We start from the raw sequence: 24,359 nt of genomic DNA, 5'->3' as shown, positions 1-24,359 counted from the left end.
TGCTTGGGTGCATATGTTTGTTAACAGTGAGCGGGCTCAGTGTTAGTAATTCAGTTCTTCGATCGTCTTGAATTGGTTGGTGAATACACAGATGTCACCGGCAATGGTCAAAGACTTCTCGGCGATCTCTTTGGCGCTGAGATCGGTATTTTCCAATAGCGCAGTGGCCGCTGACTGGGCAAAGTTGCCGCCTGAACCTATGGCGATTAGATCGTTTTCCGGCTGCACCACATCACCGTTACCTGTGATGATCAGGCTGCACTCTGTGTCGGCCACTGCCAAGAGGGCCTCGAGTTTGCGCAGCACCTTGTCTGAGCGCCAATCTTTGGCCATCTCGACCGCGGCGCGCATCAGATGGCCCTGATGCATTTCTAACTTGGCTTCGAAACGTTCAAATAGGGTAAAGGCGTCGGCGGTGCCGCCGGCAAAGCCCGCGAGGACCTTGTTGTTATATAGGCGTCGAACCTTTTTAGCGTTTCCTTTCATCACTGTGTTTCCCAGTGATACCTGGCCGTCTCCGGCGATGACAACTTGGTTGTTGCGACGTACTGAAACGATTGTGGTCACGGTATTTCCTCTTCTCTAGCCGACGAGTAGGAAACTCATCGGTGGACAATGGTTTAGATATGGGGGTGGCATTTCGTTTTTCAAGGGAGATCAACCATAGGTTTACCTACTCAATCGGTGAAACGCCGAGTTTTGCGCCTCTGCGGTATAAAAGCCTTTTACTTTTATCATCTTAAGCATCCGAGTATGACACAGAGGCTAATACTAAAGAGGGGGCATTCCTGGGTAAAATTAGCCGCTTGGAGCGGGGCTTTAATACCTTAGCTGGATGAAGGGAGAGTGGCTTGTCCGCATACTTTTGCCTGCCAGCTTAGGTTGGTACTTGTTTTCAAACCGCTTGTTTTAAACAAGGGATGAAAGGAAAACGGTTCGCGGTGTAGGGGTCGACAGGCCGGAGGTTGCACGGTGACGCTTGTCGGGATCTTCGCAGGATGCGCCAACATCGAGTGATGGGCGAAGAAGATTCGGCATCTGGTAATCGCAGTTTCATGTTACTGCTGCGACTTGCATAGGATTGCACCACCAATGTGGTGCGCAAAGGGGTTGCCTCAGGCGAGCACCCCGACAGATAAATTTAGTAAAGGATATTACTCATGACAAAGCTACTTCCACTGGCCGCCGCCATTGCGATGACAATAGGTACCGCCCATGCTGCCGACAGCACGGCGACAACTTCACAAAATGGTTCGGGTAACCTGGCGACTACCGTGCAGTCAGGTTCTAACCATACCGCGACCATCAATACCGCCCTGGGTTTCGACAGCTCGGCGACTATCGACCAAGCCGGTGATGCACAAACGGCCACCATCAACCAGATCGGCGGCGTCGCGAACTCTAGCGCCATGGTGACTCAGTCTGTGTCGTCAAATAACGCTACCGTTAACCAAGAGCACATGGACAACACTCATGCGACGGTTACCCAGGCCGGTGAGAGCAACAACGCCGATGTGAACCAGCTGCATGTTAACGACTCGCAGGCGATCGTTGTGCAACAAGGCAACACCAACAACGCCAACATCAGACAGTATGGTTTCGGCATCCATAACCCAGCCGGTTCAACCATATTGCAGACTGGCAACAACAACAGTGCTAACACAGATCAAGATACCTCTACCGACGCCCTGTCGACCGTAGTACAGACCGGCGCCGAGAACATTGCTAACGTTAATCAGATGAACAACGCCGAGCGTTCGGTTGTTGCGATTAATCAGATCACCAACAGCTCTGTGGCAACGGCGACTCAGGATGGCTCTGCCGACTCGAGCATCACCATTAACCAGATCAACGGCTCAATCGGCACCGCCGATGTGACCCAGAGCAACGGCAGCGATAACCTGGCGAGCGTGACTCAGGATGATAACAGCCTGAATGCCACCGCGAGCGTGTCGCAAACCGACAGCTTCAACCAGGTGAACACACTGCAACAGCATGCCATCAACACCAGCCTGAGCGTGATGCAAAATGGTGAGTCTAACATCGCCTCAGTTAATCAAGAGCATGTGAATGACAGTATCGCGACCGTGAATGTGACCGGTAATACCAACACCACGACAGTGCGTCAGTATGGCTTTGGTTCTCATGAGCCAGCGTCGGCTACCGTGACCACAGTGGGTAACCTCAATAACGTGAACATCAACCAAGATACTTCGTTCATGGCAGAGGCCAGTGTAAACCAGGCGGGTAACGGCAACATCGCCCTGGTGAGCCAGCTTAACGAATCTGACAACGCCAAGGTGTTCATCGATCAGATCGATGCCAGCGAAAACGGTAACGTTGTCGTGGCTCAGGATCAGGCTGTCGAATCTACTGCCACTGTGATGCAGTCTGGTGTTAACGGTTCGGCGGTATTTGTGGCCCAGGGCCCGGGTAGCCAGTTGAATGCCGACGTAAATCAAACTGCTAGCGTGGGCGGTATGGTGAACATCAATCAAGATGGCCTAGATCAAGGTGCTATGGTAAGCCAGAGCGGCACAGAGAACATGGCTGACATCGACCAGACTGCTTCGCTAAACCGCGTGACTGTCGCTCAGATGGGCGATTTCGGTGCGGCCGATATCGACCAGACAGGCAATAACAACGAAGGTTGGGTTTACCAGAGCGGTGGCGAATACAATGACGCCGTGCTGCTACAACAGGGCGATGACAACTACGCCATGATCGAGCAATCTGGCCTGGGGCTTGATGGCGCACACAACCTGGCGACCATCAACCAGCTGGGCATGAACGATAGTGCTTCTATCATGCAGGCTGGTGGTTTCGGTAACACGGCGACCATCACGCAGAACTAAGCGATTAACGCAGACAATAAAAAGCCAGCATTACGCTGGCTTTTTTATTGCCTCAAACATAAAAAAACGGACCAGGGCCCGTCTTTAGTCTGCTAAGGCTAGCCGCCTTCCCAGAACCAAATCTGACAGCCGTTGAGGCCGCCACGTTGTAGTATGTGGCGATGTTTCTCGGCAAGGCGTTTACGCTCATAGGGGCCGAGCACCACCTTATACCAGGTGCCGTTGCTGCCGCTGACCTTACGCACCTGCGCCTCCAGGCCCTGGAAGGCGATCACCGCCTTCATCTCATTGGCCTGAGCCTCTTTCCTGAAGGAGCCGCATTGCATCTGATAGGGACGGGTCGGCGCGGTGTTTTCTGGGATATCCACCTCGACCTGCTTATTCTCCAGCTCCTCCTGGTAGGTCCACTCCTCCTTGGGCTTAGGCGGCAGCGCATTGGGGTCCTTCTTGACCACCTTAGGCTTAACCGCTTGTACCTCGGGCTGAGTCTCTACTTTGTCGGCGCTGTCGTTGATGCTCCAGAGGAAGTAGCCGAAACCGCCTACTAATCCTAGGGTCACCAGAGAGAGCACGAAGGGGAAACGTCTCGGCTTTGGTGCCGGCTGACGTCGGCCACCCGTGCTCTTCTTACGTCCTTTCGAGGCAGGTCTTCTGTTGGCGTAATCGCGATTGCTCATCCTGGCGCCCTATACTACATGCGTTCTAAGGTTTCGATACCCAGTAGATCCAGGCCCTGCTTCAGCGTCTTAGCGGTCAGTTGTGCCAGCAATAGACGGCTCTTCTTCTCATCTTCGCTGTCGGCCGCCAGCACTGGGCAGGCCTCGTAGAAACTTGAGAAGGCGCCCGCCAGTTCAAACAGGTAGCCACACAGGGCGTGAGGCTGACCCTTGGCCACCATGCGACCTAGCACCTCGGCAAACTGGGCCAGCTTGTTGCCCAACTCTTTCTCTTTGTCGTGCTCCAGCTTGATGCTGGCGCCTGTGAGGTCGATATCGGTCGCACGCTTGAAGATGCCTGCAACACGTGTGTAGGCGTAAAGCAGGTAAGGCGCCGTGTTGCCCTCGAAGCTCAGCATCTGCTCGAAGCTGAAGATGTAGTCGCTGGCGCGATTCTTCGACAGATCGGCATATTTCACCGAGGCGATACCCACCACCTTGGCGATCTTAGCCAGCTCCTCTTCATCCATATCAGGATTCTTGCTGCGTACCAGTTCCAGCGCACGGGTCTCGGCCTCGCTCAGCAGGTCAACCAGCTTGACCACCCCACCAGAGCGGGTCTTGAATGGGCGACCATCTTCGCCGTTCATGGTGCCAAAGCCCATGTGTTCCAGACTCATCTCTGGACGAACGAAGTTAGCGGTGCGGGCCAGGCTGAATACCTGCTGGAAGTGCAACGCCTGACGCAGGTCGACGAAGTACAGGGCGCGGTCGGCCTTGAGTACGTTTGAGCGATAGCGCATCGCCGCCAGATCGCTGGTGGCATACAGGAAGCCGCCGTCGGCCTTCTGGATGATCACCGGCAGTGGTTCACCCTCTTTGGTTTGGAACTCATCCTGGAAGACCACCTTGGCGCCGTTACTTTCAGACAATAGGCCCTGGGCATCCAGATCCAGTACCACCTGCTCGAGGTCATCGTTGTAGGCGCTCTCGCCGCGCACGTCGGCGCGGGTCAGGCTCACGCCCAGACGCTCATAAACCTCATGACAGTGGCTCAGGGAGATATCGTTAAATTCACGCCATAGCTTGTTGCAGTACTCGTCGCCCGATTGCAGCTCAACCACGAGCTGGCGAGCGCGGGTAGCAAACTCTTCCGACTCGTCGAAACGTACCTTGGCGGCGCGGTAGAAGCTCTCGAGATCTGCCAGTTCAACCTGGGCTTGCTCGCCTTGCTGGGCGCGTAGCTCTTCCATGTAGGCCAGCAGCATGCCGAACTGGGTGCCCCAGTCGCCGACGTGATTCTGGCGGATCACCTTGTGACCCTGGAACTCCAGCGCGCGTACCACGGCGTCACCGATAATGGTTGAACGTAGGTGACCTACGTGCATCTCTTTGGCCAGGTTTGGCGACGAGTAGTCGACCACCACTGTCTGCGGTGTTGGCAGGACCACGCCAAGGTGATCGTCGCTCAGGGCGGCCATCAGCTGGTTGGTCAAGGCGTTCTCATCGATAAAGAAGTTGATGAAACCTGGGCCGGCGATCTCAACTTTAGCCACCTGGCTGTCTTGTGGCAGGCTATCGATTATCAGCTGTGCGACCTCACGAGGATTCTTGCGAGCCACCTTGGTCAGCATCATGGCTAGGTTGGTGGCAAAATCACCGTGGGTTTTGTCTTTGGTTCGGTCAACCTGAATACGAGCCTCAAAATCGGCAGGAATGATCGCCTGCTGTTTTAGGGTTTGAATGGCTTGTTCGAGCAAAGATTGAATATGTGATTTCATTGGCGTTTAATCGACAGTTGCTAAATAAAAAGATTCAGGGATAACCGCGTATTTTAGCCGCTTGTGGTGGCCAATTGCTATCCTCTGGTCGGATTTTTATGAGCTATTTTTGCATTTTTTGATCACAAGAGATCCTGCGGGTCGCGATCTAGGCTCCAGCGGCATCGCTTGGCCAGGGGCAGGGCTTCGATCTGCGGCAGTGCCTGCTCGAAGGCCTGCTGCAACAGCCCGCGGGTCTTGGTCTGGAACATCAGCTGACGGCGGAACTTACCTGCCTTTCTGTCCATGGGCGCGGGCATGGGGCCTATGATCTCACACTGCTCGTCTTGCGGCAGTAACTGGGCAACCTGGGCGAGGAAGGCGTCGGCATCTTCGGCCTTGTGGGCCTCGGCGCGCAACAGCAACATGTGCCAGGCAGGCGGCAACAGGGCCTGTTTACGCTCCTCCAGCTGACCGCGGGCGAACTCGCCATAGCCCTTGTGCATCAGCTCCCTCAGTATGGGGTTGTCACATTGGTGGGTCTGAAGCAGCACTGTGCCCGGCTTGCGCGCTCGTCCGGCGCGGCCCGATACCTGAGTATAGAGTTGACCGAAACGCTCGGGGGCGCGAAAGTCTGCGCTGAACAGGGCGCCATCGACATCTAACAGGCCGACCAGGGTGACGTCGGGGAAATGGTGCCCCTTGGCGAGCATCTGGGTGCCGACCAAGATCTTATATTCCCCCTTATGGATGGCGTTAAGGTGGGTTTCCAGCGCTCCCTTGCGGCTGGTGGTGTCGCGATCGATTCGCACCACAGGGTAGTTGGGAAACTCCTTGGCCAGGGCGTCGGCCAGCTGCTCTGTGCCCACCCCTTGGCCCATCAGCATGGTGCTGCCGCACTGATGGCACTGCTTGGGGATGGCGTACTGATTGCCGCAGTGGTGGCAACGGATCTCGCCGAGGGATTGATGCACAGTGAAGAAGGCGTCGCAGCGATCGCACTCGTGCAGGTGGCCGCACTCGTGACATAGCAGCGCCGGGGCGAAGCCGCGGCGGTTAAGAAACAGCAGCACCTGATTGCCCGCATCCAGATGGATTCGCATCTCGTTGAGCAGGCCATGGGAGAGACCATTCTTCAGCGGCTGATTGCGGATGTCGATGATCCCCTGGCGCACCTTCTCGGCGGCGCCGGCGCGGCTGCCCAGGCTCAGGTGTTGGTAGCGTCCAGACAGGGCATTCTGTAGCGTCTCCAGGGAGGGGGTGGCGCTGCCAAGGAGTACGGGCACCGATTCGAGATGGCCGCGCATCACGGCTAAGTCCCGGGCGTGATAACCGATCCCCTCTTGCTGTTTGAAGCTGGCGTCGTGTTCCTCATCCAGGATGATGATGCCTGGATAGCGCATGGGGGTGAATAGCGCCGAGCGGGTGCCGATTATGATGGCTGCCTCGCCGCTTCTAGCCAGACGCCAGGCGCTCAGGCGTTGATTGTCGGTGAGCCCAGAGTGGATCACCGCCACCTGCACCTTGAAGCGACGCTTGAAGCGGCTGATGGTCTGGGGTGTCAGGCCAATCTCGGGCACCAGGATCAGTGCCTGTTTACCCTGTTTAAGCACAGTTTCCAGCAGTGCCAGATAGACCTCAGTCTTGCCCGAGCCCGTGATCCCCTCGAGTAAGGTGCAGTGGTAGCCCTGCTGTTGGTTGAGGGTGGCGACGGCGATGGCCTGCTCGGGATTGAGCTGATGGGGCGTCTCATCGAGTTCGAGCCCGTCGCGCCAGCTGAGATTTGATTCGATACGCCGCTCGATACACTCTATCCAGCCCCGTTCAACAAGAGCCTTTAGCGCCGTCTTGCTCAGCTCCAGGGCATTGAGTTCATCCTGGCTGAGCTCTGTCTCTAACAGGGCAAGCAGCAGCTTGCGCTGGGCGGGTGCACGCTTGAGCAGATCGATATCCGCTTCCTGTCCGGCAGCGGTCACGCGCCAGATCTGCAGTTGCTGGGCCTCTACCTCGGCACCCTTACGCAGGGCGACGGGTAGGGCCTGAGACAACATCTGCCCCAGGCTGCAAAAATAGTAGCGGGCGGCCCATTGGGTCAGCTTGTACAGCGAGGGGGGTAATACTGCTTCGTGGTCGAGGAAGGTGATAACCGATTTGATCTGGTTCGGCGCCAGATCGCAACTCTGGCTGAGGCCTGTCACTAGGCCGATCAACTGCTGCCTGCCAAAGGGGACTCTGACCCTGACACCTACCTGAGCCTTGTCGAGATCGGCCTCTTTGACGCGATAGCTAAAGGCCTGGCGCATGGGGACGGGGAGGGCGACTTCGACAAACAGGGACATAGATTCGGCTGGTAGCAATAAAAGTAGAGCAAGTGTAACCAGACAGCTTGACGAGGGCTACCAGAATCTGTCACAAGTCGGTGGAAAGCCTAGGCTATTCAGATCTAAGACTTGTGACAAAATTGTTGAAACATCAAAGAGCTTGTTGCTTAATAGCTAAGTGAGACTCGGGGTTGTCGACTGGCCGGATGGCGGATGCGTGTGACCCTGAGGTGAGCGTCTGAGAGTCGAATCGATCCACCCAAACAGGGATAAGAAGGTTGCGATGAAGAGAGTGCAATATCTGGTCATGCTGTGCCTAGTGCTGCTGGGGCAAGCCGGGCTTATGAGTCTGCCCGCCTGGGCTAAGCTTACCCACGTCAGTATCAATCAAAGGCTGTCAGATCTGGGTCAGCGCCCGACGCTCAGGGTCAATATCGTCGCCCAATCGGTCAACCTGGATAAGGTGCAGTTTGTGGTCGAGCAGCATTCCGGCAGCGAGCGATTGATGGTCAAGCCGATGAACACCTACATGTTGCTGCTCAGCGGTGTGGAAGATGTGGAAGATGGCGAGGCGCAGCTGGTGGTCAAGGAGTATCTGGTCAATAACTGGCAGGAGGTGAAGCGTATGCCGCTATTTGACGGCGCCACCGCTTCTCGCGCCGCCAAACAAATCAAAGCGAGTATTTCCCCGAAGGCGCCGCAGCGCTCTACTAAGCCTCAAGGGGCCACCTCTCAAGAGACGACTCGTCAGTCGACTGCAGCCTTACAACCCGTCGATGTCGGCGATCGGGTGCAGCCGGGCTGTCAGCTTAATTATGCCCCGCCTCAGACCCTATGGCGCCTCGGCAGCGCCTATGCCAAGCAGTGGGAGCTGAGTACCTATGGTGCGATTCTTGCCATTTTCGAGGCTAACCCAAAGGCCTTTAATGGCGGCAAGATCAATGGCCTGCGGGCAGATGTGACCCTCAGGTGTCCGTCGGCTGAGCTCAAGCAGAGGTATCACAGCGCCGATGCGGCAAGAGCGGCCTTCGAGGCGCTGGCCGCCGACTAGGGGGGGCGGCCGATTGCCGGTAAGCTGATTCGCAGGATATTTAGATGATGCAGGAGAATAGTTACAGGATATGCTTGTATCTATTGGTGGTATCCTGTACTATCTCGCGCCTAAATATTTTATTAACTGCATGTGGTGTCCGACTTCGGGTTGGAAGTGCGACATGGCCTTAAACTTGAGGTAATCCCAATGAAACCAGGCATTCATCCTGAATATGCTGAAATCACTGCAACTTGTACTTGTGGTAACGTTATCAAAGTAAACTCAACTGCAGGTAAGCCACTGCACTTGGACGTATGTGGTGCATGTCACCCATTCTACACTGGTACTCAAAAAGTTATGGATACCGGTGGACGTATCGACAAGTTCAACAAGCGTTTCGGTATGCTTGGCAAGAAGTAATACTTCTGCAAAGAACTCTGAAAAAGGCGCCCAATGGGCGCCTTTTTTGTTGCCTGCCGACAGAAGCTGGCACAGAGGAGTAAGGTCCTTCGCTGGGCTCGGATGACGACAGTTGGCGCTCGGTCTAATACCAATCGTAGTAAATAATTGATTATTCTAGCTTGTTAAAACACCCGATAACGGCGTTATTATTTTTGATTGTAGAATAACTACTTATCGAAAAATTCTGCCTTGTTCTTGATCGTTTTTCCTGCGCTATTACTGATCACTTACTTACCGTGATTGGTATAATTGCTTGTAAGGTTATGATATTACTGCTGACTGAGCGTTTAATCTAGGGAAGCGATTCATTATGGACAAGATTCTGGCCCTCTCTCTTACTCTCTGCTCCTTCCTGGCGACCGCCGCTGGCAGCCTGTGCGCGCCGACCCATTATGATGAGACGGTCACCATTGCCTCGGTCATCGATGGCGATACCCTGATGTTGAAAGATGGCCGTAAGCTCAGGCTCATCGGCATAGACTCGCCCGAGATAGATAGTCACTACCCAGAGCTTTCCGAACCCTTCGCTAATCGGGCGCGCAACTTCCTGACCGAGCGTTTGGCGCCCGGACAGCAGCTTAAACTGGCCTTCGATCGTAAACGCTTGGATCCCCAAGGGAAAACCTTAGCCTACGCCTATACAGAGGCCGGGGAACACCTGCAGGAGATCATGCTGAGCCAGGGCTATGCCAAGGCGAGGGTCTATCAGAATGACTATTTCTGGCAGTGTCTGGCCAATATCGAGCGTCTGGCACGTCAGGAGCGGCGGGGATTATGGAGCCATAAAAGCTATCAGGCCAAGTCGCCAGATGAGCTAGGACGCGACGATCGCAATCGCTGGCGAGAGGTCAGAGGAGTGGTAACAGGATTTGAAAGAAAAGGTCAGCAATTGTGGCTGATTATCGATGAAATCTTTTATGTGGGCATACCTAGAGAAGAATCTGGTAAATTTAGCAACATTTTAACCCTGAATCTGCTTGAAAGTCCGGTAATTGTGCGTGGTGAGTTGTATTATTCCTACAAAAAATGGCAGATGATTGCCCATCATCCATCACAGATAAGTTTGCAAAATGAGCCTTAGACCGTTTGGCTTCATAATAAACTGAAATTTTCTAATATCTTGTTTAAAAATCGCCTAATTTCGAGTATCTTAGCGCCCTAATGGCTCGCGTCGTTTTTCGCCAAATCTGGGGGAGCGAAGCGGGACAAATAAGACCTTACTCTGAATACACTTGTCGCATTTTTTGCAGGATTACTAAAATGGCCGATTTCCGTCAGCAAGCCCTTGACTACCATGAGTTCCCCGTACCAGGCAAAACCGCCGTTAGCCTGACCAAGCCCGCAGAAACCAGCATGGATCTGGCGCTGGCCTACAGTCCGGGTGTGGCAGAGCCGGTGCGTGAGATCGCCGCTAATCCTGACGATGCCTACCGTTACACCGCCAAGGGCAACACGGTTGCCGTGATCTCTAACGGTACCGCCATCTTAGGCCTGGGTAACCTTGGCCCACTGGCCTCTAAGCCTGTGATGGAAGGTAAAGCGCTGCTGTTCAAACATTTTGCCAATATCGATGCCACAGATATCGAGGTGAAGCACCGCACAGCCGAAGAGTTTATCAACACGGTCGAGGCGATTGCCGATACCTTTGGCGGCATCAACCTGGAAGACATCAAGGCGCCCGAGTGTTTCGAGATCGAGAAGGCGCTGATTGAGCGTTGTAACGTTCCTGTATTCCATGACGATCAGCACGGCACGGCCATCGTGACCGCTGCCGGCATGATCAATGCCTTGGAGATCCAGGGTAAGAAGCTGGAAGAGGCTGTCTTTGTCTGTATGGGCGCAGGTGCGGCGGCCATCGCCTGTATGACCATGCTGGTTAAGTGCGGCGTGCAGCGCGAAAATGTCTACATGTTGGACCGTAAGGGCGTTATCCACACTCGTCGTGAAGACATCAACGAGTACAAGGCGCTGTTTGCCAACAACACAGACAAGCGCACCCTGCAGGATGTGATCAAGGGCGCCGACGCCTTCCTGGGTCTGTCTGGTCCAGACGTATTGAGCGCAGAAGATGTGGCCCTGATGGCCGACAAGCCGGTGATCTTCGCCTGTTCTAACCCAGACCCAGAGATCAAGCCTGAGCTGGCACACGATGTGCGTAAAGATCTGATCATGGGTACCGGCCGTAGCGATTACCCTAACCAGGTAAACAACGTGCTCTGCTTCCCCTTCATCTTCCGTGGCGCCCTGGATGTACGCGCCGCCAAGATCAACGATGAGATGAAGATTGCCGCGGTACACGCCATCGCGGCCCTGGCCAAAGAGCCTGTACCTGCCGAGGTGTTGGCTGCCTATCCAGATGTGTCTGAGCTGAAGTTTGGCCCTGAGTATGTGATACCTAAGCCTATGGATCCACGTCTGCTATCCAACGTTGCCAAGGCCGTGGCTCAGGCGGCTATCGATTCGGGTGTCGCGGCGCTGCCTTCACTACCTGAACACTACACAGCCTAATCGGCGGTTGTGATGATAAGAAAAGGGCCTCAGGGCCCTTTTTTATTGTGCCTTCCCGCCTTTATTTGTATGGTAAGTGTTAATATGCAGCCTTCGGGTTGACGCCTTTTGCATTCCTTGATGATAAAGCGGTTTCAGACGTAAAAATAATAATAATCCTGCAGGAAGCGGAAATGAAATTGACACAACTCCTGACCAAGAAGTTAACCGGCTTTTGGCTACTTTCCCTCGCCGCGGTCGCCTTCATCTTTATGCTGACCGCCCTGGTCAGTTTCATTCAGCTCACCTATAAGTTTCAACAACAGCAGATGAAAGAGCTGGAAGAGATGTTGCTGCAGCATCAGGTCCGGCACGAGCTGCGACATCTGGATATCTGGCTGCCACAGATCCTGGCCGCCTATGATGCGCAAAAATTTACTCTGATCCGCGGTGAAGAGACATTGTATCGCTTCGACAGGGGCAACCATGATCAGAGTGTCGTCAATTACGACAGGGTACTCAACGAGACCCTAGATCTGCATTTTCATGTCAGCCTGCCTCAGCCCTTCTTGCTGCATAACATCAGCTGGCATGGCAGCCTGGTGTTTTTGGTTGGGGCTCTCGCCGTGGCGTTGCTAGTGCGCCGCGGCTATCTCTGGCTGGCGCAGCAGCTGCAGGGCATAGAAGATCTGGCTAAGCGCAGCCACCTGATCCTGTCGGGAGATTATGACAAGGCCCTGGCCGAGACTGGCCATGGCCGTCCAAGGCTTATCAATCGGGCCTTGACCCAGATGTTGCTGGAGCTGGATGATGCCCAGAAGCAGCGCGCCAGGTTCGATCAGTTTATTCGCTCCAACACCTTCCTCGACCCCGAGTCTGGCATAGGCAATCGCCTGTTCCTCAAGAACCGTCTAGACGCCCTGAGCAACAAGGATGGCATGATGGCACCTGGAGTGCTGCTACTGCTGGAGATGGAAGATCTGGATCTGCTTCAGCAGGAGGCGGATGAGTTCAGCATTCAGGAGCTGCTTACCCAGACCATAGGTGGCATCAGTCACCTGCTTGACAGTCAGGCCAACAGCATCTTCTCCCGCCGTTCCTATAATCAGTTTGCCATCGTGGTGCCGCAGATCTCCCTGGCGGATGCCGAGAAGCTGGCCGCCAGGCTGCTCAAGGTCTGCCTGAGCCAGCCCCTGGAAGGGGTAAATAATCGCGACGATTTCTTCCATATTGGCGTGGCCTATTTCAAGGTTGGCGATAGCAAGGGGCAGCTGATCGAAGAGGCCGAGATGGCGCTACGGGCGGCTCAGTTTCAGGGCAATAGTGGCTGGTTCATGTATGATAAGGGTGCCGTGGACGAGGAGTTTGCCCGAGGCTCGGTGCGCTGGCGTAGCTTCCTCGAGTACGCCCTGGTTAACAAGCGTGTGGTGGCATTTACCCAGGCGGTACTCGACAGTGATGGCAAGGAACACCACAGCGAGGTTTCCTGCCGTCTGCGCGACAGCAGCGACAACCTGGTGCGCGCCACCCTGTTCCTCCCTATGGCGATTAAGTGTGGCCTGATCCCCCAGATTGAGCGTCAGGTGATCGAGGCCGTGTTGTTCGATCTGTTACCCTATTCATCCGAAGATAAGGGTAAATACAGCATTAACCTCTCCCTGGATACCCTGACCAGCCGCGCCCTTATTCGCTGGTTACAGACGACTCTGCTGGAGTATCGTCACCTGACGCCGCGGCTGATCTTTGAGATCAACGAAGATATCCTGGTGAATAATCTGGCGAAGCTGAAGGCGCCGCTGGACATGATTGCCAAGATGGGGGCCAGCCTGTGTGTCGACCGGGTGGGACAGCAGGTGGTGAGTACCCAATATATTCAATCCTGCCGCGTAGATCTGATTAAGTTACACAGGTCTATCGTGCGTCAGATACATTTACGTCAAGAAAATCAACTGTTTGTAAGGAGTCTTATCGGTGGACTCTATCGCACCGAGGTGCAGGTCTTTGCCGACGGCGTCGAGTCGCTGGAGGAGTGGCAAACGCTGAAAATTTTAGGTGTGAGCGCAGGACAGGGCAGTTTCTTTAGCGACCCCCTCGAGGCCGCGTGATTTTGTTGCCTCACTGTTGGGTCTGATAAGGGCTTGTTAGGGCAGGGTTACTGTTCTATGTTTATCTGAGTGTATCTGATTGATGTTAGATTTTTTCTATAAAATTAGGCGATTAGTCGCTACAATAACGCTATTATTTTGACGCTTTCCTCGAGGCAATTTGGGCCCGGCATTTGAGGTAGAGCGATTTGGGACACTCATGGCGCGTGAGTATCAAATTGGTGGATATGCCTTAAATGGAAAATAGTCTTTTGAGTAAATTTGCCTTCTGGCAAACCAAGCACGATAGAGTCGATTTGGGCGTATACCTTAACGCCGCCGCTGTGACCTTCTTTAAGCGCGATAGCGGCACCTCATTTTCACTGCCTCTATCGGGCGATGACTGGTCTGGCGTATTCGAGGCGCTGACCGACAAGATACCCGCTCCCCATCTGCAACTCGTGCTCAGCGAAGACTTCTATCAGCTGATGGTCGTCGACAAGCCTATGGTGGAGCCCGAGGAGATGCATCAGGCGCTTATCTGGTCGATCAAGGATATGGTGTCGGAGTCCGTCGAGTCGCTACATCTGGATTATTTTGAGCTGCCAGAGTCCACCAACAACAAGGTGACTGTGGTGGCGGTTAACAGGGCCATGCTTCAAGCCTTAGTCAAGGCGGCGGACAAGCATGATGTCACCATTGCCGGGATCAGCATCGAAGAGATGGCCATCAGCAACTATGGCGCCGAGGATAAGCTGGCGCACATGGTGCTTTGTCATAAGCCGGGTAGCGAGCTCCTGCTAACCGTGGTGAAACAGGGGCAGCTCTACATGCAGCGCCGTATCCGTGGATTCAGTCAGATAGATAGAGTCTCCAGCCAAGATCTCAAGCTTAACGTCGCCGATAACTTAAGCCTTGAGCTACAGCGCTCCATGGACTATTTCGAGAGCCAACTGCGCCAGGCTCCTGTGGCCTCTATCGCCCTGTTGATGGGCGGCGAGTGCCAGATGTTGGCCCAGCTGTTGAGTAAGAACTTCGATCAAGCTGTCGAGGTGATCGCCTGTGATCAGGTGCAGGATAAGTTGGCCCAGTGGGCATTGGCCGAGCTTGAACGTCAAACGGAGGAGCCTGCCTAGATGAATCCAAAACTGCGGGTCAACCTCTATACCGCCAGCCTGTTACCCCCCAGGCTGCGTCTCTCTTTTATGCGCCTGTTGCAGCTTGGCTTCGGCCTCTTGGTCTTTTTGCTGGCCGCGAACTTACTGGCCTATCTGCACCTGGGAAGCCTGGAGACGGACAAGCATCAGCTGCTTAGCGACAAGGCGGCGTTCGACCAAGAGAAGGCGCAGCTGGAGCAGGCGATCGCCAAGCGCAGCGCCTCTCAGGCCCTGGTGCAACAGGTGGATCTCTTGTCGCAGCAGGTGGAGCTCAAGCGCCTGCTGCTCGGCGAACTCTCCCACGTGGAGACCCTCACCAGCAAGGGCTATTCGCCCCTGTTGACGGGGCTTGCACGGGTGACCGACGATCAGCTCTGGCTGAGCCGCATCCAGGTGCAGGAAGATCAGTTTGTCTTCGAAGGCTATAGCGCCGCACCTAACGCCGTCCCCCTCTGGCTGGCACGCCTGCAAGGGGTCGAGCCGCTCAAGGGACAGGCCTTTAGCACGCTCACCATGAACCGGGGCGACAAGCAGCCGCTGGGATTTGTGCTGCGCAGCAAGCGCGATGAGGAGCAGGCGAAATGAAACAGCAGATAGCCCACTGGGGCGAGGCCTTCGACCAACTGAGTCGGCGCGAGCGGGTGATGATCGCCCTTGCGGTCGTAGTGGTGATCGGCATGTTGCTCTATCTGCCGCTCGAGTCTCTGCTGACCCAGAGCAGCCGGGTGCAGAGTAATATCAAGGCCTTAACCGCCGAGAACCGAATCTCTGAGCAACAGATTGACCTGTACCAACAGACTCTGGCGACCGACCCGGATCAGGAATACCATCAGCGTCTGATGGGGCTGCAACAGCAGGAAAAAGATCTCGACCAGCAGCTGTCGTTTCAGATGGTCGACATGGTGCCCGCCGACAAGATGCCAACCATGCTCGGAGAGTTGCTGGGTAGGGTGAAGGGGATACGCCTGCAAAGCTTCGAGTCTCTGGCGCCTAAGCCACTGCTGGCATTGGGGGATGAGAACAAACTCAATCTCTACAGCCACGGCATTAAGCTGGCCTTCGAGGGGGATTACTTTGCCACCCTCAAGTTTATCGAGGCAGTCGAGGCGATGCCCAATAAGCTCTACTGGCGTCAACTGGATTATGTGGTGGGCGATTACCCTAAGGCCGAGGTGACGTTAGAGGTCTACACACTCAGTATTAACAAGGACTTTATCAGTGTTGCGAATCAAGATTAGTGTTTGCCTGCTGGCGCTGCTTAGCCTTGGATTGACTCAGGCCTCGGCGCAGACCCTGAGGGATCCGACCCGTCCTGGTGCCGGGGCCCCAGGCTCGGCGCAGCATCAAGGCGGACAGAAGCTGGTGCTCAACAGCCTGATGATCACCGACCAATCGGCGACAGCCATTATCAATGACAAGACATTCACCACAGGTGACAGGGTACAGGGTGTGAGGATCGCTCGCATCACGGCACAGGGAGTCTGGCTCGCCGATGGCCGCCAGCTCAAGCTCTACCCAGAAGTAACAGCGACAAAGGGACAATAAATGACTGCGATGAAAACCATAACACCTCTGCTCGTGCTGATGTTAGCCGCCTGTCAGACAACGGATCGTCCCCAGCCTGTCGAGTCCAAGTCGGCGATCGATACCTCGATTGCAGCGGCGCAGAACAAGCCGCAAACGCCACCTCCGGCGGCCGTGATGCCAGATTCGGTGCAGCGCGAACTGCAGTCATCGGCGCTGCTTAGCACACTGACCCCTAGCCAGCCTAGCGAGCGACGTTTCGATGTATCGGCCAAGGATGTCGATGCCAAGGTTTTCTTCCCAAGCCTGGTACAGGGCACGCCCCTGAGCGTGGCCGTGCACCCCAACGTGACCGGCACCGTTTCTCTGTCTCTCAAGGGGGTGACCCTGAGCGAGGCGCTGCAGGTGGTCGAAGATATCTATGGTTACGAGGTGAGCCGTGCAGGGCGTATCCTGCGTGTCTTCCCGGCTGGCATGCGCACCGAGACCTTCCCGCTCAATTATCTCTACATGGAGCGTCAGGGGCTGTCGCTGACCTCGGTAAACTCTGGGCGGATCTCGGACAACAATAACAACCGCAATAACAACGGCAACAACAGCAATAATTACAACAACAATAACTCGAGCAATAACGGTGGCGACGGCAACGGCAACAATAGCAACGAGACCACCAACGGCACCTTTATCCGCTCTAAGACCAAGACAGACTTTTGGGGTGAGCTCAAAGAGACGCTGGAATCTATCATAGGCAACACGGGTGACGGCCGTCAGGTGGTGGTTAGCCCGCAGGCAGGCCTGGTGACTATCAGGGCTTTTCCGAACGAGCTGCGTCAGGTGAAGACCTTCCTTAAGACAGCCGAGACTCATCTGCAGCGTCAGGTGATCCTCGAAGCCAAGGTGCTCGAGGTGACCCTGTCGGACGGTTACCAGCAGGGGATCCACTGGGAAAGCGTGCTGGGGCAGAGTGGCAACAACAGCGTCGAGTTTGGTACCTCGCCTGCGCCCGATGGCCTGGGGGATGTGATCACCTCGGCCATAGGCGGCATCACCTCCTTGCAGATCAAGGGCAAAGACTTCAGCACCATGATTAACCTGCTCGATACCCAGGGTGACGTGGACGTGCTATCCAGCCCAAGGGTGACCGCCTCTAATAACCAGAAGGCGGTGATCAAGGTGGGTCGCGACGAGTATTTCGTGACAGATGTGTCTTCGACCACGGTAGCGGGCACCACACCGGTCACCACCCCCGAAGTGGAGCTGACCCCATTTTTCTCTGGCATCGCGCTGGATGTGACGCCGCAGATCGATGAAGAGGGCAGTGTGCTGCTGCACATTCACCCGTCTGTTATCGATATCAAGGAGCAGAACAAGTCAATCAAAGTATCGCAAGATACTTTAGAACTGCCGCTGGCCCAGAGCGAGATCCGCGAGTCGGATACGGTTATCAAGGCCAACACTGGCGATGTGGTGGTGATAGGCGGTTTGATGAAGAGCGAGAATATCGAGCTGGTCTCTAAGGTACCGCTACTGGGAGATATTCCGCTGCTGGGCGAAGCCTTTACCAATCGTTCCAACTCGCTTCGCAAGACCGAGCTGGTGATCCTGCTCAAGCCGACCGTGGTGGGCGCCGAGACCTGGCAGACCGAGCTGCAACGCTCCAAGGCCCTGCTGGATCGCTGGTACCCAGAAGAGAAACAGGAGTAGACGCTTGTATCTGCAGCACTTTCATTTGGCGCAGGCCCCCTTTTCGCTGACGCCAAATACCGGCTTCTTTTTCGGCCTGGCGCCCCATGTCGAGGCGCTGCAAGTGCTGCAAACTGCCCTGCAGACGGGTGAGGGTTTTATCAAGGTTACCGGCGAGGTCGGTACGGGTAAGACGCTGATCTGTCGTAAGTTGCTCAACGATATTCCCGAGCGTTTTCACTGCGCCTATCTACCTAATCCCTATCTCAGTCCCAGTGAGCTGCGCTGGGCACTGGCATTGGAGCTAGGGCTTAAATACAGCGCCGACATGGATCAGCAGCGCCTCACAAGCCTGATCCAGCAGCAGCTAATCGCGCTGAGCGCCCATGGACACTCCATCATCCTGGTGCTGGACGAAGCCCAGGCCCTACCGGACGAGAGTCTGGAGGCGTTGAGGCTATTCACCAACCTGGAGACAGAGAGTCGTAAGCTGCTGCAGGTGGTCTTGTTTGGTCAGCCGGAGCTGGATAGCCGTCTGCAGCAGACGCAGTTTCGTCAGCTTAGGCAGCGCATCACCTTTAGCTATCAACTGCGGCCCATGACTGCCGACGAGACCCGGGCCTATCAGGCCCACAGACTCGAGGTGGCGGGGTATCACGGCGAGGGGCTGTTTGGCGTCCGCGAGAGTAAACGCATCGCCCGCGCTGCCAGGGGAATCCCCAGACTTATCAATATTTTGTCTCATAAGGCGCTGCTGCTGGCCTATGGTGAGGGTGCTGACAGAGTCAGCCTGCGCCATGTGAAGGGGGCGATTGCCGATACCCAGGATGCCGACAAAGGCTTGTTTCCTACCTGGTGGCTGGGCACCTTTGGCGCCGCGTCGCTGTGCGCCGGCGCGCTATGGTTTTGGCTCACCAGGGGGCTGGCATGAGCGTTATCAATACCATGCTAAAAGATCTGGATAAGCGCCAGCAGTCCCATGGCCTGGATGAGCTGCCCGTGCCACCACTGCAATATCGTCAGGCACCCCGCTCGCGTCTGCCCTGGTTGCTGCTTGCACTGCTCTCATTACTGCTGTTGGCATCGGGCTATCTGGTATGGGATCGCTATGCGGCCCTTGAGCGCACCAACCTTGCACTACAACAGGATAATCAGAGTCTGGTCCAGGAGATCGCCAGCGGCGAACTCAAACAGTCAAGCGTAGAGACGAGCTCTTCCAAAGAAACTGCGCTTGCCATAGGTGAAGAACCTGCCGCGATACCCTCGCTTGAGCCTTCGGCGACTGTAAATACTCAGAGCCCAGCGAAGGTCGAGTCTACCGTCGACGATAGTGCTGAGGCTAATGTAGGGGTCGGGGCTAAGCCGCTAGCCGAAACTATTGAAGAACCTAAGCTTGATACCAAGGATAGTATCGAGGCCAAGACTGTGGCTAAGCCTCAGGCGATTCGGGTCGATCAGGCGTCAGACACCAAAACAGTTAAAGCTAACGGCTCCATGGCGGTGACCGAGGTGAAGCTGTCGCCCGAGGCGCTGGCCGAGAAGCGCTTTAGTCAGGGTAAGTCGGCCCAGGAGGGCGGGCAGCTGTCACAGGCGGCGAATGATTTTAGTGAGGCGATAAGGCTCAAGCCAGCCTTGCACGGCGCGCGTCAGCATCTGGCGGCCCTCTATTACGGTCAGGGACAGTTGGGTGAGGCTAAGACTGTGCTCGAACAGGGACTTGCCCTCTATCCCCAAGAAATTGATTACGCCCTCATGCTGGCCAGGGTGCTGGAGGCGCAGGGTGATAGCCAGGGGGCCTTGGCGGTGCTTGGCAAGATCCCGGATGATCACCTGCTCGCCAAGCAGAAGTGGGTATTGCAGAGCCATTTGGCCCAGCAGGCATCCGAGTTTTCTTTGGCCGAAGAGAGTTATCGCCGCCTGGCCAGGGTCGAACCCACCCAGGCCAAATGGTGGATGGGGCTGGCCTACGCCTTGGATTCCCAGCAAAAATATACCGGCGCCAAGCAGGCCTACGCTCAGGCCCTAAGCTTACCCGGCTTGTCGCAGCAGGCTAGCGATTTTGTTCAGCAGCGGTTGGCCCAGTTAGGAGATATCGAGTGAAACCCAAGTTAAAGATGCGCCTCGGCGACTTATTGGTACAGGAAGCGATCATCAGCGAGGCGCAGCTGGGCCAGGCCCAGGCCGAGCAGAAGAATACCGGCAAGAAGCTGGGTCGTACCCTGATCGATCTCTCCTGCATCACCGAAGAGCAGCTACTTAAGTTTTTGTCACAGCAGCTGCATATTCCCTTCCTGGACATTAGTCGCCGGGCGATCCCGCCTCAGGTGGTGAATCTTCTGCCCGAGGTGCAGGCCCGTCGCTATCGCGCCCTGGCGGTGGAAGATAATGGTGACCATGTGCTGGTGGCCATGAGCGACCCTGCCGATCTGCAGGCGATGGACAATATTGAGGTATTGCTGGCGCCTAAGGCGATTAAGATCGCCGTGGTTACCGAGACCCAGCTGCTGGAGGCCTTCGATAACCTGTATCGCCGCACCGGTGAGATCGCCCAGATCGCCGGTAAGCTGGAGGAGGAATATGCCGCCGACGATCAGTTCGATCTCGCCAGCCTGACCGATGCCGACAGCGATAACGAGACGACAGTGGTTAAGTTGCTGCAGTCGATCTTCGAAGATGCGGTGCAGATGCGCGCCTCCGATATTCATATCGAGCCCGGTGACAAGGTGCTGAGGATCCGTCAGCGTATCGATGGCCAGCTGCAAGAGAATACCCTGCAGGAGGTGAACATCGCCTCGGCATTGGTGCTGCGCCTCAAGTTGATGGCGGGCCTAGATATCTCAGAGAAGCGTCTGCCCCAGGATGGTCGTTTCCACATGGAGATCAAGGGACACAAGATAGATGTGCGTATGTCGACCATGCCCATCTATCACGGTGAGTCTGTGGTGATGCGTCTGCTGGATCAGTCTGCGGGCCTGCTGACCTTAGATGAGACCGGCATGCCGCCCGAGATGCTGGCGCGGGTACGTAAGCAGATCAAGCGCCCCCATGGCATGCTACTGGTGACCGGGCCTACGGGTAGCGGTAAGACCACGACGCTTTATGGCGTGCTGAGCGAACTCAATACCGCAGATCGCAAGATCATCACGGTGGAAGACCCGGTGGAATATCAGCTGCCGCGTATCAATCAGGTACAAGTTAACCATAAGATAGGCTTAGATTTTTCTAACGTGCTGCGTACGACCTTGCGTCAGGACCCCGACATCATCATGGTGGGTGAGATGCGCGACCAGGAGACGGTGGAGATCGGCCTCAGGGGGGCGCTTACAGGTCACTTCGTGCTGTCGACCCTGCATACCAACGATGCAGTCACCTCTGCCCTGCGTCTTCTGGACATGGGGGCCGCCAGCTATCTGGTGGCCAGTGCGCTCAGGGTGATCATCGCTCAGCGTCTGGTGCGCCGCGTCTGTCACAACTGCGCCCAGCCCTACGACCCTAGCGCCGCCGATCAGGCTTGGCTTAGCAGCATCAGCAGTAATGATTTTAGCCAGGCTAAGTTTCGCATTGGCACAGGTTGCCAGAGCTGTAACGGCAGCGGCTATCGTGGCCGTATCGGTGTATTTGAGATCCTGGAGCTGGATGAGCAGATGATCGAGGCGATGCGTAGCGGCAATCCCCAGGCGTTTGCCCAGGCGGCCTACCAGAGCCCCAACTTCACCCCACTGGCCGAGTCGGCGCTGAACTACCTGGCGGAGGGGATGACCACTATGGAAGAGGTGGCCAAGCTTATCGAAGATGCCTGCGATGCCCAGGTGCCCATCTCTCAGGAGATGATCCATCAACAAGAGATTGAGGGCTAACTATGCCTGTCTATCAGTACAAGGGACGTGATGCACAGGGCAAGGCGGTGAGTGGGCGGGTCGATGCGACCACCCAGAGTGCCGCAGCCGATCAGCTGCTGTCTCGCGCCGTGATCCCCCTTGAGTTGGTGGAGGCCAAGGTCGCGCGGGAATTTCAACTGGGCAGCCTGTTTAAGAGCAAGGTCGGCTTGGATGAGCTGCAGATCTTTACCCGGCAGATGTACTCGCTCACCCGCTCGGGCATCCCCATCCTGCGGGCCATCGCCGGCCTGTCAGAGAGCTCCCACTCTAAACGTATGAAGGATGCCCTGAACGATATCTCAGAGCAGCTGATCTCGGGGCGTCCGCTGTCATCGGCGATGAACCATCACCCGGATGTGTTCGATGCCCTGTTTGTCTCCATGATCCATGTGGGGGAGAACACGGGTAAGCTGGAAGATGCCTTTATTCAGCTTTCTGGCTATATCGAGCGCGAGCAGGAGACTCGCAGGCGCATCAAGGCGGCGATGCGTTATCCCATCTTCGTGCTGATGGCGGTGGCCCTGGCCATGGTGGTGCTCAATATCATGGTGATCCCTAAGTTTGCCGATCTGTTTGCCCGTTTCGGCGCGGATCTGCCCTGGGCTACTAAGCTGCTGATCGGCACCTCTAACTTCTTCGTCAACTACTGGTACCTGCTGCTTATCGCCTTGGTGGGCGGCTTCGTGGGGATCCGCTACTGGCACAATACTGAGAAGGGCGAGCAGCAGTGGGACAGATGGAAGCTTAAGATCCCGGCTGTGGGCAGCATCATAGAGCGCTCGACCCTGTCGCGGTATTGCCGCAGCTTCTCCATGATGCTGAGTGCAGGTGTGCCCATGACACAGGCCCTGAGCCTGGTGGCCGATGCGGTGGATAACGCCTATATGCATGACCGCATAGTGGCCATGCGCCGGGGCATAGAGTCCGGCGAGTCTATGCTGCGGGTGTCGAATCAGAGCCAACTCTTTACCCCGCTGGTGCTGCAGATGGTGGCCGTTGGTGAAGAGACAGGCCAGATAGATCAACTGCTTAACGACGCCGCCGACTTTTACGAGGGGGAGGTGGATTACGACCTCAAGAACCTAACCGCCAAGCTTGAACCTATATTGATCGGCATAGTGGCGGTGATCGTCCTCATCCTGGCGCTGGGTATCTACCTACCGATGTGGGACATGCTCAACGTGGTCAAGGGGGGATAACCCATGGCAAGCATGGGCTGGGAGCTGAGCTGATGGAGAACCAGACACGGGTCGACAGCGAGCTGATGCAGGCCTATGGCAAGATGATTGCCATAGTGGTGCTCTTGCTCATCTTGGGCGTGCTGGGTTACGGTTATTTCGCCAAGGTGGATCAGGTCTCTTCTCAGGGGTTGAGGCTGGAGCACAGCCGCCTGCTGAATGTGTTGGCTATGGTGCGTTCACAATGGCTGGTGCAGGGGCGCCCCAACGAGATGCGTCTGGACTGGTCCACCGCCATAGACTTGAGGGATGGCGAGCAACCTCTGATCAAGATGAGCGTTCAGGGGTGGCCAACCTTAGCCCAAGTCACCGAGGAGAACTGCAAGACCCTCTGGTGGCAGCTGTTGGGTGGCCGGGATGATTTAGCCAAAATTGTTACACAAGCGGACCAGGCTGGAGAGGTTTGTAGTTATATTGCTAATAACGGTGATCGTTTGAGTTATCAACTCACTAGTGGACGCGTTATTTTTTTGACAGATCGCTGAATTTAGCGACTTCTAAGGTTTTATAATTTGCTGTAACTGCTAGAATTATCAGGATTATCTAAGGGAGTTTTTTATGAAAATGCGAGCCCAACACATGCGAATCAAACAGAGCGGTTTCTCGCTGATCGAGCTGGTGATCGTGATTGTGATCCTGGGAATTCTGGCGGCCACGGCCATTCCCCGTTTTTTGAATGTGACCGACGATGCAGAAGATGCTAGCGTAGATGGCGTAGCCGGTGGGTTGGCCACGGCGGTAAGCTTCGTGCGCTCCCAATGGGAGGTAGATGGTCGTAATAATGCCAATGTGGTGCTAGATGGTACGCAGATCTCTCTGGATACCCGTTTCGGTTTCCCAACGGGCTTGACCTCGGGCAGTGGTATCGTGAGTGCGACCGGTATGACGGATGCGTCTTGTCAGGAAGTTTTCGATAATATTTTACAAAACGCACCGCGTAACGTGCTCTTTAATCAGGATGCTCGCAATCAACGTTTTACCGCCCGGGTATTAGCGGGTGCCGGTGGTAACGGCGTTGCGATCGATGGCACTCAGGTGACCAACTTAGATCTCTGCGTCTACCATCAGGTGACCTCACTGGTATTAAACACAACCACAGGGGTGCCGACACCTACACCGGATCTGAATACCGCCAACGCCAAAGGCATACTGTACAACCCAGGCACAGGCCAGGTGCTCAGCTTTACCAATTAATCTGCACCTTGCCTATAGCGAGGTCGA

Annotated in this window: 21 protein-coding genes; 17 read left to right on the top strand and 4 right to left on the bottom strand. The window is 55.6% G+C overall.

Annotated features, from left to right (window positions below; all coding sequences use genetic code 11):
* Positions 1-42: 42 nt before the first annotated feature.
* Positions 43-567, bottom strand: a complete 525-nt coding sequence (hslV, locus tag GNT65_RS11500; protein ID WP_160796338.1) for an ATP-dependent protease subunit HslV — start codon at positions 565-567, stop codon at positions 43-45.
* Between the two features lie 593 nt (positions 568-1,160).
* Here hslV and GNT65_RS11495 point away from each other — a divergent pair.
* Positions 1,161-2,855 (top strand): hypothetical protein, encoded by a 1,695-nt coding sequence (locus tag GNT65_RS11495; protein ID WP_160796336.1) that lies wholly within the window; start codon positions 1,161-1,163, stop codon positions 2,853-2,855.
* A gap of 98 nt (positions 2,856-2,953) precedes the next feature.
* On the opposite strand, the gene GNT65_RS11490 is transcribed toward GNT65_RS11495, so the two are convergent.
* The 3 genes from GNT65_RS11490 to priA all read right to left on the bottom strand — a co-directional run bounded on the left by GNT65_RS11490 (position 2,954) and on the right by priA (position 7,610).
* Complete coding sequence (locus tag GNT65_RS11490) at positions 2,954-3,532, bottom strand: SPOR domain-containing protein (RefSeq protein ID WP_144200056.1); 579 nt, start codon at positions 3,530-3,532, stop codon at positions 2,954-2,956.
* A 14-nt stretch (positions 3,533-3,546) separates the two neighbouring features.
* Complete coding sequence (gene argS / locus GNT65_RS11485; protein ID WP_144200054.1) at positions 3,547-5,292, bottom strand: arginine--tRNA ligase; 1,746 nt, start codon at positions 5,290-5,292, stop codon at positions 3,547-3,549.
* Between the two features lie 122 nt (positions 5,293-5,414).
* Positions 5,415-7,610 (bottom strand): primosomal protein N', encoded by a 2,196-nt coding sequence (priA, locus tag GNT65_RS11480; RefSeq protein ID WP_160796334.1) that lies wholly within the window; start codon positions 7,608-7,610, stop codon positions 5,415-5,417.
* Between the two features lie 265 nt (positions 7,611-7,875).
* Between priA and GNT65_RS11475 the strand changes: the two genes are divergently transcribed.
* From GNT65_RS11475 to GNT65_RS11400, 16 genes are all read left to right on the top strand, one after another.
* A complete protein-coding gene (locus GNT65_RS11475; protein ID WP_160796329.1) occupies positions 7,876-8,643 on the top strand; it encodes a FimV/HubP family polar landmark protein in 768 nt (255 codons plus the stop codon).
* A gap of 189 nt (positions 8,644-8,832) precedes the next feature.
* Positions 8,833-9,045 carry a 50S ribosomal protein L31 gene (rpmE, locus tag GNT65_RS11470; protein ID WP_011864187.1) on the top strand — a complete coding sequence of 71 codons (213 nt, stop codon included), beginning with the start codon at positions 8,833-8,835 and terminating at the stop codon, positions 9,043-9,045.
* Positions 9,046-9,397: 352 nt separating this feature from the next.
* On the top strand, positions 9,398-10,168 hold the full coding sequence (locus GNT65_RS11465) for a thermonuclease family protein (protein ID WP_160796327.1): 771 nt from the start codon (positions 9,398-9,400) through the stop codon (positions 10,166-10,168).
* A gap of 179 nt (positions 10,169-10,347) precedes the next feature.
* Positions 10,348-11,595, top strand: coding sequence for a malic enzyme-like NAD(P)-binding protein (locus GNT65_RS11460; RefSeq protein WP_160796325.1), 1,248 nt, complete (start codon positions 10,348-10,350; stop codon positions 11,593-11,595).
* Positions 11,596-11,768: 173 nt separating this feature from the next.
* Positions 11,769-13,679, top strand: a complete 1,911-nt coding sequence (gene csrD / locus GNT65_RS11455) for an RNase E specificity factor CsrD (RefSeq protein WP_160796323.1) — start codon at positions 11,769-11,771, stop codon at positions 13,677-13,679.
* 236 nt (positions 13,680-13,915) lie between these two features.
* Complete coding sequence (locus GNT65_RS11450; protein ID WP_160796321.1) at positions 13,916-14,794, top strand: MSHA biogenesis protein MshI; 879 nt, start codon at positions 13,916-13,918, stop codon at positions 14,792-14,794.
* Positions 14,795-15,400 carry a PilN domain-containing protein gene (locus tag GNT65_RS11445; RefSeq protein WP_160796319.1) on the top strand — a complete coding sequence of 202 codons (606 nt, stop codon included), beginning with the start codon at positions 14,795-14,797 and terminating at the stop codon, positions 15,398-15,400. It abuts the gene before it with no gap.
* Positions 15,397-16,053, top strand: coding sequence for an MSHA biogenesis protein MshJ (locus GNT65_RS11440; protein ID WP_160796317.1), 657 nt, complete (start codon positions 15,397-15,399; stop codon positions 16,051-16,053). The genes GNT65_RS11445 and GNT65_RS11440 overlap by 4 nt, the downstream gene beginning before the upstream one ends.
* Complete coding sequence (locus tag GNT65_RS11435; RefSeq protein WP_160796315.1) at positions 16,034-16,360, top strand: MSHA biogenesis protein MshK; 327 nt, start codon at positions 16,034-16,036, stop codon at positions 16,358-16,360. Before GNT65_RS11440 ends, GNT65_RS11435 begins: the two co-directional genes overlap by 20 nt.
* Entirely contained in the window at positions 16,361-18,043 is a 1,683-nt protein-coding gene (mshL, locus tag GNT65_RS11430) for a pilus (MSHA type) biogenesis protein MshL (protein ID WP_160796313.1), read from the top strand.
* Positions 18,044-18,047: 4 nt separating this feature from the next.
* Positions 18,048-18,953, top strand: a complete 906-nt coding sequence (locus tag GNT65_RS11425) for an ExeA family protein (protein ID WP_160796312.1) — start codon at positions 18,048-18,050, stop codon at positions 18,951-18,953.
* On the top strand, positions 18,950-20,122 hold the full coding sequence (locus tag GNT65_RS11420; protein ID WP_160796310.1) for a tetratricopeptide repeat protein: 1,173 nt from the start codon (positions 18,950-18,952) through the stop codon (positions 20,120-20,122). Before GNT65_RS11425 ends, GNT65_RS11420 begins: the two co-directional genes overlap by 4 nt.
* The gene (locus GNT65_RS11415) at positions 20,119-21,879 is read left to right on the top strand and encodes an ATPase, T2SS/T4P/T4SS family (protein WP_160796308.1); all 1,761 of its coding nucleotides are present in this window, start codon (positions 20,119-20,121) and stop codon (positions 21,877-21,879) included. Before GNT65_RS11420 ends, GNT65_RS11415 begins: the two co-directional genes overlap by 4 nt.
* 2 nt (positions 21,880-21,881) lie before the next feature.
* A complete protein-coding gene (locus GNT65_RS11410; RefSeq protein WP_160796306.1) occupies positions 21,882-23,099 on the top strand; it encodes a type II secretion system F family protein in 1,218 nt (405 codons plus the stop codon).
* 32 nt (positions 23,100-23,131) lie between these two features.
* Positions 23,132-23,623 (top strand): hypothetical protein, encoded by a 492-nt coding sequence (locus tag GNT65_RS11405; RefSeq protein ID WP_160796304.1) that lies wholly within the window; start codon positions 23,132-23,134, stop codon positions 23,621-23,623.
* Positions 23,624-23,717: 94 nt separating this feature from the next.
* Positions 23,718-24,332 carry a type IV pilin protein gene (locus GNT65_RS11400; protein ID WP_160796414.1) on the top strand — a complete coding sequence of 205 codons (615 nt, stop codon included), beginning with the start codon at positions 23,718-23,720 and terminating at the stop codon, positions 24,330-24,332.
* Positions 24,333-24,359: the final 27 nt, after the last annotated feature.

This window comes from Shewanella insulae, assembly GCF_009831655.1.
Classification (GTDB): Bacteria; Pseudomonadota; Gammaproteobacteria; order Enterobacterales; family Shewanellaceae; genus Shewanella; species Shewanella insulae.
Note: the sequence above shows the minus strand (reverse complement) of the source record. Positions and strands in the feature narration are given on the sequence as shown.